General features: G+C 70.6%; 16 protein-coding genes. 13 read left to right on the plus strand and 3 right to left on the minus strand.

Going from position 1 to position 17,258, the window contains the following annotated elements; translation table 11 throughout:
• Positions 1–2,844 (plus strand): carbamoyl-phosphate synthase large subunit (gene carB, locus IE264_RS18200; protein ID WP_190167665.1); only part of this gene is annotated, 2,844 nt, incomplete at its 5' end.
• Here the strand turns inward: carB and IE264_RS18205 are convergent.
• Complete coding sequence (locus IE264_RS18205; protein ID WP_031126948.1) at positions 2,766–3,413, minus strand: LysE family translocator; 648 nt, start codon at positions 3,411–3,413, stop codon at positions 2,766–2,768. The genes carB and IE264_RS18205 overlap by 79 nt on opposite strands.
• Before the next feature lie 255 nt (positions 3,414–3,668).
• Between IE264_RS18205 and IE264_RS18210 the strand changes: the two genes are divergently transcribed.
• Together IE264_RS18210 and IE264_RS18215 are read left to right on the plus strand one after the other, a co-directional pair.
• Positions 3,669–5,015, plus strand: coding sequence for an aminotransferase-like domain-containing protein (locus IE264_RS18210; RefSeq protein ID WP_032753916.1), 1,347 nt, complete (start codon positions 3,669–3,671; stop codon positions 5,013–5,015).
• Positions 5,016–5,459: 444 nt separating this feature from the next.
• Entirely contained in the window at positions 5,460–6,503 is a 1,044-nt protein-coding gene (locus IE264_RS18215; protein ID WP_032753465.1) for a LuxR C-terminal-related transcriptional regulator, read from the plus strand.
• 2 nt (positions 6,504–6,505) lie between these two features.
• Here the strand turns inward: IE264_RS18215 and IE264_RS18220 are convergent, their stop codons facing one another.
• Positions 6,506–6,730 carry a hypothetical protein gene (locus tag IE264_RS18220; protein WP_032753466.1) on the minus strand — a complete coding sequence of 75 codons (225 nt, stop codon included), beginning with the start codon at positions 6,728–6,730 and terminating at the stop codon, positions 6,506–6,508.
• Positions 6,727–7,011, minus strand: coding sequence for a hypothetical protein (locus IE264_RS18225; RefSeq protein ID WP_032753468.1), 285 nt, complete (start codon positions 7,009–7,011; stop codon positions 6,727–6,729). Before IE264_RS18225 ends, IE264_RS18220 begins: the two co-directional genes overlap by 4 nt.
• 176 nt (positions 7,012–7,187) lie before the next feature.
• Between IE264_RS18225 and IE264_RS18230 the strand changes: the two genes are divergently transcribed.
• The 10 genes from IE264_RS18230 (at position 7,188) to IE264_RS18275 (ending at position 17,245) form a co-directional block, all read left to right on the plus strand.
• Entirely contained in the window at positions 7,188–8,030 is an 843-nt protein-coding gene (locus tag IE264_RS18230) for a helix-turn-helix domain-containing protein (RefSeq protein WP_032753470.1), read from the plus strand.
• Positions 8,012–8,221 (plus strand): DUF397 domain-containing protein, encoded by a 210-nt coding sequence (locus IE264_RS18235; protein ID WP_190167666.1) that lies wholly within the window; start codon positions 8,012–8,014, stop codon positions 8,219–8,221. The genes IE264_RS18230 and IE264_RS18235 overlap by 19 nt, the downstream gene beginning before the upstream one ends.
• A 145-nt stretch (positions 8,222–8,366) precedes the next feature.
• Positions 8,367–8,576, plus strand: a complete 210-nt coding sequence (locus IE264_RS18240) for a DUF397 domain-containing protein (protein ID WP_190167667.1) — start codon at positions 8,367–8,369, stop codon at positions 8,574–8,576.
• A gap of 241 nt (positions 8,577–8,817) precedes the next feature.
• Entirely contained in the window at positions 8,818–11,139 is a 2,322-nt protein-coding gene (locus IE264_RS18245; RefSeq protein ID WP_032753472.1) for a M9 family metallopeptidase, read from the plus strand.
• Between the two features lie 178 nt (positions 11,140–11,317).
• Positions 11,318–12,481, plus strand: coding sequence for an NAD(P)/FAD-dependent oxidoreductase (locus IE264_RS18250; protein ID WP_106973054.1), 1,164 nt, complete (start codon positions 11,318–11,320; stop codon positions 12,479–12,481).
• Between the two features lie 70 nt (positions 12,482–12,551).
• Entirely contained in the window at positions 12,552–12,857 is a 306-nt protein-coding gene (locus IE264_RS18255) for a (2Fe-2S)-binding protein (RefSeq protein WP_032753476.1), read from the plus strand.
• Positions 12,838–14,379 (plus strand): NAD(P)/FAD-dependent oxidoreductase, encoded by a 1,542-nt coding sequence (locus IE264_RS18260; protein ID WP_051821668.1) that lies wholly within the window; start codon positions 12,838–12,840, stop codon positions 14,377–14,379. The genes IE264_RS18255 and IE264_RS18260 overlap by 20 nt, the downstream gene beginning before the upstream one ends.
• Positions 14,380–14,432: 53 nt before the next feature.
• The gene (locus IE264_RS18265) at positions 14,433–15,359 is read left to right on the plus strand and encodes a dihydrodipicolinate synthase family protein (RefSeq protein WP_051821669.1); all 927 of its coding nucleotides are present in this window, start codon (positions 14,433–14,435) and stop codon (positions 15,357–15,359) included.
• Positions 15,360–15,400: 41 nt separating this feature from the next.
• Positions 15,401–16,402, plus strand: a complete 1,002-nt coding sequence (locus IE264_RS18270; RefSeq protein ID WP_032753478.1) for a proline racemase family protein — start codon at positions 15,401–15,403, stop codon at positions 16,400–16,402.
• Between the two features lie 138 nt (positions 16,403–16,540).
• Positions 16,541–17,245 carry a GntR family transcriptional regulator gene (locus IE264_RS18275; RefSeq protein ID WP_032753924.1) on the plus strand — a complete coding sequence of 235 codons (705 nt, stop codon included), beginning with the start codon at positions 16,541–16,543 and terminating at the stop codon, positions 17,243–17,245.
• Positions 17,246–17,258: the final 13 nt, after the last annotated feature.

Below are 17,258 nucleotides of genomic sequence, written 5' to 3' on the forward strand. Positions count from 1 at the left end.
GCCGGCTCCGGCTTCGCCCACGACGAGGAGGAGCTGCGCCGCATCGCCGGCCAGGGCCTGACCCTGTCTCCGACCACGGAGGTGCTCCTGGAGGAGTCGATTCTGGGGTGGAAGGAGTACGAGCTGGAGCTGATGCGGGACCGCAACGACAATGTCGTGGTCGTCTGTTCGATCGAGAACTTCGACCCGATGGGTGTCCACACCGGTGACTCCATCACCGTCGCCCCCGCCATGACCCTCACCGACCGGGAGTATCAGCGGCTGCGGGATGTCGGGATCGCGATCATCCGTGAGGTGGGTGTCGACACCGGTGGGTGCAACATCCAGTTCGCGATCGACCCCACCGACGGCCGGGTCATCGTCATCGAGATGAACCCCCGCGTCTCCCGCTCCTCCGCGCTCGCCTCCAAGGCGACGGGTTTCCCGATTGCCAAGATCGCTGCGAAGCTGGCCGTGGGTTACACGCTGGATGAGATTCCGAACGACATCACGGAGAAGACGCCGGCGTCGTTCGAGCCGACGCTCGACTATGTGGTGGTGAAGGCGCCGCGGTTCGCGTTCGAGAAGTTCCCCTCCGCCGACTCGACGCTCACCACGACGATGAAGTCGGTGGGTGAGGCGATGGCGATCGGCCGGAACTTCACCGAAGCCCTCCAGAAAGCTTTGCGCTCGCTGGAGAAGAGAGGTTCGCAGTTCGCCTTCACCGGGCCGGTCCGCGACAAGTCGGAGCTACTGGCAGAGGCGACCCGGCCCACGGACGGCCGGATCAACACCGTCATGCAGGCGATCCGCGCCGGCGCCACCCAGGAGGAGGTCTTCGACGCCACGAAGATCGACCCCTGGTTCGTCGACCAGCTCTTCCTGATCAAGGAGTACGCCGACGAGCTGGCCGCTGCTGACAAGCTCGGCCCTGAGTTGCTGGCCGAGGCCAAGCGGCACGGGTTCTCCGATGCGCAGATCGGTGAGATCCGTGGGCTGCGTGAGGACGTGGTTCGTGAGGTCCGCCACGCGCTGGGGATCCGCCCGGTGTACAAGACGGTTGACACGTGTGCGGCGGAGTTCGCGGCGAACACCCCGTACTTCTACTCCTCCTACGACGAGGAGTCCGAAGTCGCGCCCCGTACGAAGCCTGCTGTGATCATTCTCGGTTCGGGTCCGAACCGGATCGGGCAGGGTATCGAGTTCGACTACTCCTGCGTGCATGCCTCCTTCGCCCTGTCCGACGCGGGCTATGAGACGGTGATGGTCAACTGCAATCCGGAGACGGTTTCGACGGACTACGACACCTCCGACCGGCTGTATTTCGAGCCGCTCACGCTGGAGGACGTCCTGGAGATCGTCCACGCCGAATCCCTCGCCGGCCCGATCGCCGGGGTCATCGTCCAGCTCGGCGGCCAGACGCCCCTGGGCCTCGCCCAGGCGCTGAAGGACAACGGGGTCCCGATCGTCGGCACGTCCCCGGAAGCGATCCACGCCGCCGAGGACCGCGGCGCCTTCGGCCAGGTCCTCGCCGAAGCCGGACTCCCGGCGCCGAAGCACGGGACGGCGACGACGTTCGCCGGGGCGAAGGCGATCGCGGACGAGATCGGCTACCCGGTTCTGGTCCGCCCCTCCTACGTCCTGGGCGGCCGGGGCATGGAGATCGTCTACGACGAGACCCGCCTGGCCTCCTACATCGCGGAGTCCACCGAGATCAGCCCCACCCGCCCGGTCCTGGTCGACCGGTTCCTCGACGACGCGATCGAGATCGATGTCGACGCGTTGTACGACGGCACCGAGCTCTACCTCGGCGGTGTGATGGAGCACATCGAGGAGGCCGGGATCCACTCCGGCGACTCGGCCTGCGCCCTGCCCCCGATCACCTTGGGCGGGTTCGACATCAAGCGGCTGCGGGCCTCGACCGAGGGCATCGCCAAGGGTGTCGGTGTCCTCGGGCTGATCAACATCCAGTTCGCCCTGTCCGGGGACATCCTCTACGTCCTGGAGGCCAACCCCCGTGCCTCCCGCACCGTCCCCTTCACCTCGAAGGCGACCGCTGTCCCGCTGGCGAAGGCCGCCGCCCGTATCTCCCTCGGCGCGACCATCGCCGAACTCCGCGCCGAGGGTTTGCTGCCGAAGACCGGCGACGGGGGCACGCTGCCGCTGGACGCGCCGATCTCCGTCAAGGAAGCCGTCATGCCCTGGTCCCGGTTCCGGGACATCCACGGCCGGGGCGTCGACACGGTCCTGGGTCCGGAGATGCGCTCCACGGGCGAGGTCATGGGCATCGACTCCGTCTTCGGCACGGCGTACGCGAAGTCGCAGGCGGGGGCTTACGGGCCGTTGCCGACGTCGGGGCGGGCGTTCATCTCGGTCGCGAACCGGGACAAGCGCTCGATGATCTTCCCGGCCCGTGAGCTCGTCGCCCACGGCTTCGAGCTGATGGCCACCTCCGGGACCGCCGAGGTCCTCAAGCGCAACGGGATCAACGCCACCGTCGTGCGCAAGCAGTCCGAAGGGGAGGGCCCGAACGGGGAGAGGACGATCGTCCAGCTCATCCATGACGGGCAGGTCGACCTCATCGTCAACACCCCCTACGGCACCGGGGGCCGGCTCGACGGCTACGAGATCCGCACCGCCGCGGTCGCCCGTTCCGTCCCGTGCCTCACCACGGTCCAGGCCCTCGCCGCGGCCGTCCAGGGCATCGACGCCCTCAACCACGGCGACGTCGGCGTCCGCTCACTCCAAGAACACGCCGAGCAGCTCACCGCGATGACCGTGCGGGATCAGCTCGAACTGGCGGGCATCGAGGTGTCCAGGGCGACCGAGACGGCCAGGAGGGCGAGTGCCGTTCCCATCATGTAGCGCTGCACCTTGAGCCAGCCGGGGCGGCGGGCCAGGAAGATGGCGATGGATCCGGCGGCCAGGACGATGCTCAGGTTGATCGTGAGGGCCACCACGATCTGGACGGAGCCGAGCACGAACCCCTGGAACAGCACGTGCCCCGACTCCAGGTTGATGAACTGCGGGATGAGCGAGAGGTACATGATGGCGATCTTCGGGTTGAGCAGATTCGTCATCAGCCCCATCGTGAAGAGCTTGCGCGGGGAGTCGTGCGGCATGTCCTGGGGGGCGAAGACGGAGACACCCCCGGGCCTCAGGGCCGTCCAGGCGAGGTAGGCCAGGTACGCCGCGCCGGCCAGCTTCACCGCGATGTACAGCTCGGGCACCGCGATGAAGACCACCGAGAGGCCGAGGTTCGTCGCCAGCAGGTAGACCAGGAACCCCACCGCGACACCGCCGAGGGAGACGACTCCGGCGCGCCGGCCCTGGGTGATGCTCCGGGAGACGAGATAGATCATGTTCGGGCCGGGGGTGAGCACCATCCCCAGGGCCACCATCGCGACTCCCAGTACTCCGGTCAGCTCAACCATTGCTTGCGCGCCGCCTTCTGTTCCGTGGTCTGTTCCGTGGGTCTGTTCTGCGGCCAGTTCCGTCGCCGGCTCCGTGCATTTCCGGTCTCCTGCGGAGCCGGGCATCGGAGCAATTCGAGTGTAAGGTCAAATCTTTCCTCGGTTCAATACGGAATATTGAACTCGGTGCAATGCTGTGCTTCGCTGTCGCTGAGCAAGACGATGAACGGGTCGGCGGGTGATGCCGGCGAGTGATGAGTACGGGAGGTGAGGTTCGTGAAGGACTACCGGAGCGTCGCCGATGCGGTGGCGGAGGAGATCCGAGCGGGCCGGCTCAAGGCGGGTGAACGGCTCCCCGCCCAACGGGAATTCGCCCGGAAGTACGGCATCGCCAATTCCACGGCCACCCGCGTCTATCAGGAGCTCGCCCGCCGGGGTTTCACCGTCGGCCATGTGGGCCGCGGCACCTTCGTCTGCGACGCCCCCGGCCCGGCGGCCGCCGCCCCCGCACTGTCCGAGCCCGCCGACAGCCGGATCGACCTTGAGCTCAACTACCCGGTGGTGCCCGAGCAGGCCGGGCTGCTCGCCGCCGGTCTCGGCAGGCTGCTGCTCCCGGATCGTCTGGAGCCGGTACTGCGACCGGTCGGAGCGGCCGGTACCCCCGCCGCGCGCGATGCCGCGGCCGACCTGCTCGCGCGGGGCGGCTGGCGCCCCGATCCGGCGCGGATCCTGTTCGCCGGGAGCGGCCGCCAGGCGATCTCGGCGGTCGTCGCCGCGCTGACCCGGCCGGGCGCGCGGCTGGGCGTCGAGGAGCTGACGTATCCGGTGCTGAAGGCGATCGCCACCCGGCTCGGCGTCACCCTCGTGCCGCTGGCGATGGACGCGGACGGGCTCATTCCGGAAGCGGTGGAGGAGGCGCACCGGGCCGGGCCGCTGCACGCCGTCTACGTACAGCCGGTCCTGCACAATCCGCTGTCGCTGACCATGTCCGCGGGCAGGCTGGACCGCCTGGCCGATGTGCTGCTGACGTGCGGGATCCATGCGATCGAGGACGCCGTCTGGGCTTTCCTCCGGGACGATCTGCCGCCCCTCGCGTCGCGTGCGCCGGAGCGGACGGTCCTTGTCGACAGTCTGTCCAAACGGCTCTCCCCGGGGCTGTCTCTCGGGTTCGCGGTGGCCCCCGCCGCCATGTCGGCCGGCGTCGCGGCCGCTCTGCGCTCGGGTGGCTGGACGCCCATGCGGTTTCCCCTGGAAGCGATGGCCCAGTGGCAGGCGGACGGTGCCGTGGAGACTCTCGTACGGGCCAAGCAGCGGCAGGCCGTCGAGCGGCAGGAGATCGCGGAGCGCCACCTCGGTGACTTCGTGACCCGTAGCGCACCGGGGTCGTACTACCGCTGGTGGGAGCTGCCGAGGCCGTGGCGCGCCGACACCTTCGTCGCCGCTGCGGCGCGGCACGGTATCGCGGTGACTCCGGCCGCCGCGTTCTCCGTCGGCCGGAGCCACCGCGGACCGCACGCGATCCGTCTCGGCCTCGCCTCGCCGGGCGCCGAGACCCTCTCCAGGGCCCTCGCGACCCTCGGCGACCTCGCCAGGTCGGCCCCGGACGATCTCGCCCAGGACTGAGGCGGTGCCTCCGGGCCCCGCAGGGAGCGCGCCCGCCGCACCGCCCGTCTCAGGATGCGAGACGTTTCTCTGTCAATTTCGAGGAGAAAAAGGCCGGATAGGGAATGATGCCGATTGCGCTTTTTGTGCATCAGCCCCAGGCCGAGTCTTTTCGTGTCTGTTGTGCACGGCGTGCGCGCTGTGAAAAGCAAGTATGCGCAGCGCTGACGGTCCGATACATACCATCACCTTATCGATGTGATTGTTTCCATGTTTCACTGCGGGCGTTTCCCGTTTGTGAAATTTCCCGGGCGAGTTCCTGTGAATCGACTCCGGGAAGGTGCCACTACTGCATTTGTCCGGGCGCTTTTTTTGCGTCACGGCCATCCTTTCGCATATTCCGGCGACGATGCGAGCCTGCCTGTCGTCCTGACCACGCATTGCGGCAACACGAAGGATGAGCAGATGGCGCCAGAACCTGACATAACGCCACTTACCGAGGTGCGCCTGTGCGAGGAGGGACTGCGGCGCTACCGTGAGGCGCTGGAGGCGGGGACGGTATCCGGTGATGTGCCCGGATGCCTCATCAGGTCCGGGCTTCTGCGGCCGCTGCCCGGCGGACGGGCCGTGTACGTGCCTGTTCCCCCGAGTATCGCCGAATCACAACTCGCGCGTCATATCGAGCGTGACATCGAAGAGCGACGGAACACCCTGGAAGTCCTGCATTCATCCTTCCTGGCGGCGGAAGCCGTCTACCGAAAGGTCCAGCGCCGGGCGGAGCTGCCCATCGAGCCGCTGAGCGGTGAGGAGGTGATCGGCGAGGCGCTCCGGAAGGCCGTCGGGTCCTGCAAGGAGGAGTTGCTGACCGCGCAGCCCGGCGGCGGCCGGCCGCCCGCGCTGCTCGCCGAGGCGTTGCCCCGCGATCTTGCTCTGCTGCGGAAGGGCGTACGGCAGCGCACGCTCTATCAGCACAGTGTGCGGTCGCACGCGCCCACCCTGGCCTACATCGAACAGGTCCTCGCCGAAGGTGCCCAGGTCCGTACCGTGGATGAGATCTTCGAGCGCGTCATCATCTGCGACCGCTCGGTCGCCTTCATCCCGGGGACCGCGGAACGCAAGAGCACCGCGCTGGCTCTCCGTGACCCGGGCGTGATCGAGTTCCTGGCCAAGATGTTCGACCATGCGTGGGAGCGGGCCGAGCCCGTCGCCATCAGCATCGAACGGCACCGCCCCGACCTGCTCACCAGCTCGGTCCGCAGAACCGTGCTTCGCATGGTCGTGACCGGCCACACGGACGAATCCATCGCGTCCCGGCTGGGCATGAGCGCCCGCACCGTGTCCACCCACATCCGCAAGGTCTCCGAAGCGCTCGGGAGCCGCAGCAGGGCCGAGCTGGGCTACCTGCTCTCCCAGCGGCGGCTGCTCGAACAGGGCAGCGCCCCCCTGGGCGAGGTCCCCGGCTCCCCGGCTCCCGGACGCCGGCAGCCCACGAAGGAGTCCTGCGGCTGACGTCAGAGCGGGCTCCGGCTACGGGCGTTCACCTCGGCGAGCTGGGCGCTCAGCAGTTCGGCGCGGCTGAGCGGCCGTACGTCGGCGGGGTCCGCCTCCCACGCGCGGCCACCCCCGAGCGGGGCGAGCCGGAGGCGGGCGCCGTGGTGGCCGAGCACCACGCCCACCCGGTCGCACCCGCTGTCGTGGACGGCCGCCCCGACCGCCGGGCCGGAGTCCTCCCTCACCCGGCCAGCCCGTTCGTGATGGCGGTCGCCAACGCGTGGGCCACGGGTGCGGAGCAGACCCCGAGGTGCACGAGGGCGTACCGGATCTCGCCCGAACGCTCCTCGGGGACGGTGTCGGCCCACGGCGTACGGACATCCATGGCGGGAAGCTGGATACCGGCCCGGGTGAGAGCCGTGGCGAGTGCGTCCCGCGCGTCCAGTGCCTCCTTCACTTTGGCGGGACCGGAGTTGAGGGCGGCGCTCTGCGGGGTACGGCGGGGGAGGGGCGGCCTGGACGTCATGACGTCCTCCTTCGGCTGGATGTTGGACGGAAGGGGCGCCCCGGCCGCACGTCCTGAACTACCGTGCGTGAGGGGCTCATTACGAGAATGGCCTGGCCAGGGGTGCGATCCGGCAGGAGCCGGGAGCAGCTTCCCGGCCGGGAGAACCACGTTCCACACGTTCCACGGAGGACGCGATGCCGACGAGGCGAGCGGTCACGGGCCGCAGCAGGGAACCACGAGCGCGCTTCGCGGAGGAGCTACGGCTCCTGCGCACGGCACGCGGCCACAGCCTGCGGCAGCTGGGCGACCGGCTGGGCTGGGACTGGTCGCTGTTCGGCAAGATGGAGAAGGGTGAGACGGTCGGCGGCCCGGAGGTGGTCCAGGCGCTGGACGTCCACTACGGGACGCCGGGGCTGCTACTGGCGCTCTGGGAACTGGCCGTCAGCGACAAGACGCAGTTCAAGGAGCGGTACCGGCGGTACATGGCGCTGGAGGCCGAGGCGGTGAGCCTGTGGCACTTCGCGGTGAGCGTGCTGCCGGGGCTGTTGCAGACACCTGCGTACGCACGGGAGTTGCTGGCGGCCGGTGGTCTCAAGGGCGAGGCGCTGGACCAGCAGGTCGAGGCCCGGATGGGGCGGCAGAGCCTGCTGGAGGGTGAGGGGGCTCCGCCGTTCCGGACGATCCTGTCGGAGGCGACACTGCGGACGGCGCTGCGGGATACGGGGGAGTGGCGCAAGCAGCTGGAGTACCTGGCTGAGATGGCCGAGCGGCCGAACCTGACGCTTCAAGTCCTTCCGCAGCAGGCTGGGTTGCACGGTCTGTCGAGCACTGACGTCTGGTTCCTTCGGCTTCCGGATGCTCGTACGGTGGCCTACACGGAAAACGGATACGGAGGTGACCTCATCGAGGAGAACGCCGCGGTGGAGCGTGTGCAGCGTGTGTACGATGCGACACGTGACCTGGCACTTTCCCCGGCCGAGTCGCGAAACTTCGTCCTAGGCGTGTTGGAGGAGCTGAAGTGGGATCCATCGACCTGACCGCCGCGACCTGGCGCAAGAGCAGCCACAGCAATCAGGACGGCGGCGCGTGCCTTGAGGTCGCGGACGGCTTCACCGCTGTCGTCCCGGTCCGGGACAGCAAGAACCCCCAAGGCCCCGCGCTCACCTTCGCGGCCGACGGCTGGTCGTCGTTCGTCTCTGCGGTCAAGGACAGCGACCTGAGCGCCTGATCCGGCGCCGGTACGAGATGGCCCCCGCTGCCACGTTCGGCGGGAGCCCGCACGGTCTCGCCGACGCTGACGTCATGCACCTCAGCCTGCCTGCCTGCCTGACGGGCGTCGCGGAGATTCATTCTGCGCATCCTGGAGGAAGTACGTGCGAGCCCTTGATCTGAACGCAGCCACTTGGCGCAAGAGCAGCTACAGCAACCAGGACGGCGGCCAGTGCCTTGAGGTTGCCGACGACTTCGCCCCGGTCGTTCCGGTCCGGGACAGCAAGAACCCCCAAGGCCCCGCGCTCACCTTCGCGGCCGACGGCTGGTCGTCGTTCGTCTCTGCGGTCAAGGACAGCGACCTGAGCGCCTGATCCGACGCCGTTACGACGATGGCCCCCGCTGACACGTTCAGCGGGGGCCGTCGTCGTGCCCCCCGGGGCCGAAAGTCGCGCCGGGTGCCTTCTCAAAACCAGTGCTGTGTGAAATTGTACTGTCGCACAGCACCTTGCGTGTCCATGTCAACGACATCGATGTGCGAGGTGCCGCTCCGCCATCCCCACCCGCCCTCATCCCCCACACCCGTCCCGGGTGAGCCTTAAGAGGAGGCAGCTGGTGAAACCAGCATCGATGCGCAGACGCGCCGCGACCTTAGCCGCGTTGGCGCTCTGCATGTGCCTGGGTACGACCTCGTTCAGCACCCCGTCGTTCGCTTCAGCCCCGCGCCCCCCGGCGGCCGTCACGGACCCGGTGGACGGCGGTGGCGCGGAGATCCCGCCCGCCGCGTCCCTCCTGCCGGACGCTGCGCCCGAACCCGACCACGTACGCGCCTCGGCCCTGCCCGTCGACGAGCGAGGTCCGGCCCCCGCGTCCGACGCGGCGCTCAGGCGGGACTACGACCAGCCTGCGGAAGGGTCCGCCACCGCTGCCGCCGCCTGCGATCCGGCGGACTTCACCTCGCGTACCGGCAGCGCCCTCGTCCAGCAGATCAAGGCGTCCACCACGGAGTGCGTCAACACGCTGTTCGGCCTCACCGGCGAGAACGCGCGCCTGGCGTTCCGTGAGGCGCAGATGGTGACCGTGGCGTACGCGCTGCGCGACGCCTCGGCCGCCTATCCCGGGAACGGGACCACCGGCGTACCCCAGTTGGTGCTGTACCTGCGGGCCGGGTACTACGTGCAGTGGTACAACGAGCCGGTCGTCGGCCCGTACGGACCGGCGCTCACCACCGCGATACGGTCCGCGCTCGACGCGTTCTTCGCCTCCCCGCGCTCCCGCGATGTCACCGACGCCAATGGCGAGACGCTCTCCGAAGCGGTCATCCTCATCGACAGCTCCCAGGAGAACGCCCGCTACCTCGATGTGGTCCGGCGGCTGCTCACCGGCTACGACACCTCGTACAACGCCCTCTGGAACATGCGGGCCGCCGTGAACAACACCTTCACCGTGCTCTTCCGGGGGCACCAACTCCCCGCTTTTGTCACGGCGGTGACGGCGGACCGGTCCACGGCCGACACGGTCCACTCCTTCGCCTCCCGCAACCTCGCCCTCCTTGGCACCGAGCACGCCTTCCTCGTCACCAACGCGGGCCGCGAACTCGCCCGCTTCCTGCCGTACGAGGCGCTGCGCCCCACGGTCCGCCCGCAGGTCAAGGGGCTGCTCGACCGGACGTCCATCACCGGGGCGACGGCACCGCTGTGGGTGGGCCTGGCCGAGTCGGCGAACTACTACGACGCGGGCAACTGCGCCTACTTCGCGACCTGCGACCTCCCCGACCGCCTCGACAGGGCCGCCCTGCCGGTCCGGCACGACTGCAGCGCGAGCCTGCGCATCCGGGCTCAGGAGATGTCCGCCGCCCAACTCGCCTCCACCTGTGCCAGCCTGGCGGGCCAGGACGCCTTCTTCCACGGCATCGCGCGTGACGAAGGACCGGTGGCCGGCGACCTCAACACCCGCCTCGAAGTGGTCGTCTACAACTCCAGCGACGACTACGGGACCTACGCGGGCGCCATGTTCGGCATCGACACGAACAACGGTGGCATGTACCTGGAGGGCGACCCCTCCGCCGCGGGCAACCAGCCGCGCTTCATCGCCTACGAGGCCGAGTGGCTGAGGCCGGACTTCCAGATCTGGAACCTCAACCACGAGTACACCCACTACCTCGACGGCCGCTTCACCATGGCCGGTGACTTCGCCGACGGCATGACCACCCCGACCGTCTGGTGGGTCGAGGGATTCGCGGAGTACGTCTCCTACTCGTACCGCCAACTCACCTACGACGCGGCCATCGCCGAGGCGGAAAAGCGCACTTACCCGCTGAGCACCCTGTTCGACACCACCTACGACAACAGCGACAGCACACGCGTCTACCGCTGGGGCTACCTCGCGGTCCGCTACCTGCTCCAGTCCCACCGCGCGGACCTGGACACCGCCCTCCGCCACTACCGCGCCGGGAACTGGAACGCGGCCCGCACCCACCTCAAGACCACCATCGGCACCCGCTACGACGCCGGCTGGAACGCCTGGCTCACCGCCTGTGCCGCAGGCGACTGCGGAGAGGCCACGGACCCCACCGACCCCACCGACCCGACCGATCCGCCGGACCTGCCCGAGTGCACCCTCCCCGAGCGGACCCGGCTCGACCGCAACTGCGCACGGTCCGGCGTCTCGGCCAGGGCCGGCGACTACGCCTACCTCACCCTCTATGTCCCCGCCGGGACAACGAAGTTGCGCATCAGCACCCACGGTGGAACGGGCAACGCCGACCTGTACCACCGGGCCGGTTCCTGGCCGTCGAAGACCGACTTCACCCACCGGTCCGCCAAGCCCGGCAACTCCGAGTCGGTGACCGTGAACAACCCCGCCCCGGGGTGGAACTACGTCTCGATCGCCGCTGAACAGGCGGTGTCGGGGCTCGTGGTCTCCGCCGAGTACTGACCCTGGGGAGCCCGGCGAGACCGGCGCTTCCGACGCCGACGACCCGCTCCTGCCCGGTGGGAGCGGGTCGTCGGCGGGTCGTCGGGCGGGTCGGAAGCGGGTGAGAAGCAGGCCGGGACGGGGTCTTGGCAGGCTCTGAGCCATGTGACATGTTACTGACGTGCTCAAGGGAGAGTCCGTGGATCTCGTCGTGATCGGCGCCGGAGTCGTCGGTGCCGCGTGCGCCTACTACGCCGCTCAGGCCGGTCTGTCCGTGGCCGTGGTCGACCGGGGGCCGGTCGCGGGCGGCACGAGCGGAGCGGGTGAGGGCAACCTCCTCGTCTCGGACAAGGAGCCCGGCCCCGAACTGGAGTTGGCCAGGACTTCGCTCAGGCTCTGGAGTGACCTCGCACAAGTCCTGCCCGCCGACATCGAGTTCGAGGCCAAGGGCGGTCTCGTTGTCGCGGAGGACGGTGAACAGCTTTCAGCGTTACGTGAGTTCGCCGCCGCGCAGGCCCGGTCGGGGGTCACCGTGGAGGAGGTCGGTCCCGGCGGTCTCCACGACCGGGAGCCCCACCTCGCGCCCGGTCTCGCCGGAGGGTTCCACTACCCCGAGGACGCCCAGGTGCAGCCCGCCCGGGCCGCCGCCCGCCTGCTGGAGTGTGCCGGGCGCGCGGGGGCGCGGCTCTTCCTGGGGGAGGAGGTCACGGCCGTCACGACCACCCCGGAAGGCCGGGTGAGCGGGGTGCGCACCGCACGCCGCCGGCTGCTGACCGGAGCGGTCGTGAACGCGGCGGGCACCTGGGCGGGCCGGATCGCGGAGCTCGCGGGCTCCTACCTCCCCGTCCAGCCGCGACGGGGCTTCGTCCTCGTCACCGAACCCCTGCCCCCGCTGGTCCGGCACAAGGTCTACGCGGCCGGGTACGTCGCCGATGTGGCGAGCGGGGACGCCGGGCTGCAGACCTCGCCGGTCGTGGAGGGCACCCCCGCCGGGCCCGTCCTCATCGGCGCGAGCCGGGAACGGGTGGGGTTCGACCGCCGCATCTCGGCCGAAGCCGTCCAACGCCTGGCCGCCGCCGCGACCGGCCTCTTCCCGGTGCTGGCGCAGGTGCGGGTCCTCCGGGTCTACTGCGGCTTCCGCCCGTACCTGCCCGACCACCTGCCGGCCATCGGCCCCGACCCGTACGTACCCGGCCTCTTCCACGCCTGCGGCCACGAGGGTGCCGGGATCGGCCTCGCCCCGGCGACCGGACTGGCCATCGCCCGGCAACTGACCGGCGCGGCAACGGATTTCGACGTCGGCCCCTTCGACCCGGGCCGGTTGGCCGAACCCGCCGGTGTGTCTCCACGGAACGGCAACTGACCTTCCGGCATACGCGCATTCGCGTACCCGGGTTCCCGGGTTCCCGTACGAGAGAGGGGAAGAGCGGTACATGCGACACCGAGCCGAACCACCCGCCGAGGCCGGGCCCGTCCGCTTCGCCTTCGACGGCCGTGCCGTCGCCGCCCGCCAGGGACAGAGCATCGCGGGCGCCCTGTGGGACCACGGCATCGTGGCCTGGCGCACCACACGCGTCGGCGGACGGCCGCGAGGGGCGTTCTGCGGGATGGGCGTCTGCTTCGACTGCCTGGTCGTCGTCAATGGCGCACCCGGTCAACGCGCGTGCCTCGTAAGGGTGTCGGAGGGCGACACGGTCACCTCGCAGGAAGGGCACGGGCGTGACGGGCTCGGCAGCTGACGGCACGCGGGGGAGTGGCGGCCCCGCGCCGGGCGGATACGACCTCGCGGTCATCGGCGCCGGGCCCACAGGGCTGGCCGCCGCCGTCACCGCGGCCGACAGCGGCCTGAGCGTCGTCCTGATCGACGCCTCGGAACGCCCGGGCGGCCAGTACTTCCGCCATGCCGCCCCCGGACTCGCCCCGCGCGGGAACCCCGTCCACCACAAACGGGCCACCTTCGCCGCGCTGTCGGCCCGCCTGGCGGCACACGTGCGCGGAGGCAGGATCACCCGCCTCCCGCGACGACACGTCTGGACGGCCGAGGAGAGCGGCCCGGCGGCGGGCCCCGAACGCTGGACGCTCCGCCACGTCCCGGTCGACGGCGCACCGGCCGCCCCGACCCCCGCCGACGGCATACGGGTCACGAGAGCCCGCTGCCTCCTGCTGGCCACGGGCGCCTACGAACGCCAACTCCCCTTCCCCGGCTGGACCCTGCCCGGGGTGGTCGCCGCCGGAGGTGCCCAGGCGATCCTCAAGGACTCCGGCGCGCTCCCCGGCCGGCGCATCGTCGTGGCCGGCAGCGGACCGCTCCTGCTCGCGGTCGCCGTCTCCCTGGCGGAGGCGGGTGCCGACATCCCCGTGCTGGCCGAGGCCGCCTCGTACACCGGCTATGCCGGGCGCCTCGGTGTGCTCGCCCGCAACCCGGCGAAGGCGGTGGAGGGAGCCCGGCTCGCGGCGGATCTCCTGCGGTACCGGATCCGGCCGCGCACCCGCAGCGCGGTCGTCCGGGCGCACGGTACGGACCGGGTCGAGGCGGTCACCCTCGCCACCCTCGACCGGGACTGGCGGCCGGTGGCCGGGACCGAGGTGCGGATCGCCTGCGACGCGCTCGCCGTCGGCCACGGCCTCGTCCCCCAGCTCGAACTGGCCGTCGCTCTCGGCTGCACACTGCGCACCGCACCGGACGGGACACCCGCCGTCGAGGCCGACGACCAACAGCGCACCGACATAGCGGGGTTGTGGGCGGCAGGTGAATCGACCGGCATCGGAGGCGTCGAACTCGCCCTGCTGGAGGGCCGGTCGGCAGCCCTGAGCGTGGCCGCCGCCCTCCACGGCAGCGTGCGCGGCCGCGGACCGCGCGCGGCCACTGCCCGACAACGCCGCTTCGCCGACCTCATGGCCTCGGTCCACCGCCCCGGCGCGCACTGGCCGCAGTGGGTCACCCAGGACACCGAGATCTGCCGCTGCGAGGAGGTGACCGCCCATGAACTGCGGCAGGCACACGAGTTGGGGGCCCGGGACGCGCGGAGCGCCAAGCTGCTCACCCGGGCCGGGATGGGCTGGTGCCAGGGGCGCCTGTGCGAGACGGCCGTCACCTGCCTCGCGGCCGGCGGCGACGGCTCCGCCCCTCTCGCCCCCGCCCGCCGCCCGCTCTCCTGCCCGGTGTCGCTCCAGGACCTCGCGGAGTCCGCCCCGGCATCCGGCCCCGGCCCTGCCACCACCTCAGGCACCCCAGGCACATCAGGCTCCCCAGCCCTCTGACCTCCCAGTTCCCCACCCGCATGCCCACCGCCTCGGACCGAAGGAGTTCACCCATGCCCAGCACCCGCACCAACACCCGCACCGGCACCCGCACCCACCCCTGGCACGGCGTCATGGTCGCCACCACGCTGCCGTTCCGCGACGACCTCTCCGTCGACCTCGACGCCTTCGCCGACCACGTCCGCTCACTCATCGACGCCGGCTGCGACGGCGTCGTCCCGAACGGGTCCCTCGGCGAGTACCAGACACTCACCGACGACGAGCGCCGCCGGGTGGTCGAGACCGCCGTCGATGCGGCGGGCGACGGGGCCCGGGTGATGCCGGGCGTCTCCGCATACGGGAGTGCGGAGGCCCGGCGCTGGGCCGAGGAGGCGGCAGAGGCCGGGGCGGGCTCGGTGCTGCTGCTGCCGCCCAACGTCTACCGGGCCGACGAGGCCGCCGTACGCGCCCACTACGCCGAGGTGGCCCGCGCCGGGCTGCCCGTGGTGGCCTACAACAACCCGTACGACACCCGGGTCGACCTCACCCCGGCCCTGCTGGCGCAGCTCCACGAGGCGGGGGACGTCGTCGCCGTGAAGGAGTTCACGGGTGATGTGCGCCGGGCCTGGGAGATCGCCGAGCGCGCCCCCGGGCTCGACCTGCTGATCGGTGCCGATGACGTCCTGCTGGAACTGGCCGTGGCCGGGGCCGTCGGCTGGATCGCCGGATTCCCCAACGCGCTCCCCGGCTCCTGCACCGCCCTCTACCGCGCGGCGGTCGCCGGTGACCTGGACACCGCCGTACCCCTCTACCGGCGTCTGCACCCGCTGCTGCGCTGGGACTCCAGGACCGAGTTCGTCCAGGCGATCAAGGCGTCCCAGGACGTGGTGGCCGACGGAAGCGGCGGACCCTGTCGGCCTCCCCGTACCCCGCTCTCCCCCCAGGACGAGGCGACCGTAAGGGGTTTGACCGAGAAGCTGCTCGCCGAGGGCCTGGACTGAGTCGGCGAAGCCCACCCGTCCCCCTACGAAGGAGCAGAGCTGTGCGCAGCCGCCGCATCATCCACACCGTGGACTCCCACACCGAAGGCATGCCGACCCGCGTGGTCACCGGCGGCATCGGGACCGTACCCGGAGCGACCATGAGGGAGAGGCGCACCTACTTCCAGGAGCACCTCGACCACCTCCGGACCTGGCTGATGTACGAGCCGCGCGGCCACGCGGCGATGAGCGGGGCGATCCTCCAGCCGCCCACCCGGCCCGACGCGGACTGGGGCGTGCTGTTCATCGAGGTGTCGGGGCTGCTGCCGATGTGCGGGCACGGCACCATCGGCGTCGCCACCGTGCTCGTGGAGACCGGGATGGTGACCGTCACCGAGCCCGTGACCACGGTCCGGCTGGACACCCCCGCCGGGCTGGTGGTCGCCGAGGTCCGGGTCGAGGACGGGGCCGCCACCGCCGTGACCCTGCGCAACGTGCCCTCGTTCACCGTCGCCCTGGACCGCCGCGTCGAAGTCCCCGGGTACGGCACGGTCACCTACGACCTCGCCTACGGCGGCAACTTCTACGCGATCCTCCCCCTCGACCGCCTGGGTCTGCCCTTCGACCGCGCACGCAAGGACGACATCCTGCGAGCCGGGCTGGACATGATGGCCGCCGTCAACGCCACGGACCCGCCCGTCCACCCGGAGGACACGTCGATCACCGGCTGCCATCACGTCCAGCTCCTGGCCCCCGGCTCGACCGCCGTGCACTCCCGCCACGCCATGGCCATCCACCCGGGCTGGTTCGACCGGTCGCCCTGCGGCACCGGCACCTCCGCGCGCATGGCCCAGCTCCACACCCGGGGCGAACTGCCCCTGCACCGCGACTTCGTCAACGAGTCCTTCCTGGGTACGTCGTTCACCGGCCGGCTCGTGGAGGAATGCCGGGTGGCGGGGGAGCCGGCGGTCGTCCCGACGATCACCGGGCGCGCCTGGATCACCGGCACCTCGCAGTTCCACCACGACCCCAGCGACCCGTTCCCGGACGGCTTCCTGCTGTGAGGGAGGTCGGTCCCGACCCCCTCCGGAGGCGAACCCCCTTCGGGTAACGTGACATTGCACCGACGACTCCCCGTGGCGCCGACGGTTCCGTAGCGAAGAAGCCCGAAAGTGAAGAAGTCCGAAGTCCCGGAGGACGCCGTGGTCACCCTGCAGTCGCGCAAGCTCGTGTCCCCCACCGAGAACCTGCGCGACCAGGTGGCCCACGCGCTGCGTGCCGCGCTCATCGCGGGGGAGATCAAGCCCGGTGGCGTCTACTCGGCCCCCGCCCTCGCCGCCGAGTTCGGCGTCTCGCCCACACCGGTCCGGGAGGCGATGCTCGACCTCGCCCGTGAGGGGCTGGTCGAGGTGGTCCGGAACAAGGGCTTCCGGGTGACCGAGATGACCGAACAGGACCTGGACGAGTACACGGAGATCCGTACGCTCATCGAGGTGCCCACCGTCGGCAAGGTGGTCCGGACCGCGACCCGCGAGCAGCTCGAAGCCCTGCGCCCCGGCGCCGAGGCCATCGTGGCGGCGGCCCGGGGACACGACCTCATCGGCTACCTCGACGCCGACCGCCGCTTCCACCTCGACCTGCTCGCCCTCGGCGGGAACCGCCACCTCGTCGCGGTCGTCGGCGACCTCCGCAAGCGGTCCCGGCTCTACGGCCTCACCGAGCTCGACGAGGCCGGGGTGCTCGTGGACTCCGCCGAGGAGCACGTGACGCTGCTCGACCTGATGATCGCCCAGGACGGGGCGGCGGCGGAGGCCCTGATGCGCCACCACCTGGAACACGTACGGACCCTCTGGGCCAGCCGCCCGCAGCCGGAGAAGCGCAGCGCGCTCACCCTGCGCCGGGGTTGAGCCGCGCCATCGG

The organism is Streptomyces microflavus (genome assembly GCF_014650075.1).
Lineage (GTDB): Bacteria > Actinomycetota > Actinomycetes > Streptomycetales > Streptomycetaceae > Streptomyces > Streptomyces microflavus.

Coding starts and splice junctions, on each gene's coding strand:
- IE264_RS18205 (WP_031126948.1), bottom strand. CDS start 3,413: ATGGTTGAGCTGACCGGAGTACTGGGAGTCGCGATGGTGGCCCTGGGG.
- IE264_RS18215 (WP_032753465.1), top strand. CDS start 5,460: ATGGCGCCAGAACCTGACATAACGCCACTTACCGAGGTGCGCCTGTGC.
- IE264_RS18225 (WP_032753468.1), bottom strand. CDS start 7,011: ATGACGTCCAGGCCGCCCCTCCCCCGCCGTACCCCGCAGAGCGCCGCC.
- IE264_RS18230 (WP_032753470.1), top strand. CDS start 7,188: ATGCCGACGAGGCGAGCGGTCACGGGCCGCAGCAGGGAACCACGAGCG.
- IE264_RS18255 (WP_032753476.1), top strand. CDS start 12,552: ATGCGACACCGAGCCGAACCACCCGCCGAGGCCGGGCCCGTCCGCTTC.
- IE264_RS18265 (WP_051821669.1), top strand. CDS start 14,433: ATGCCCAGCACCCGCACCAACACCCGCACCGGCACCCGCACCCACCCC.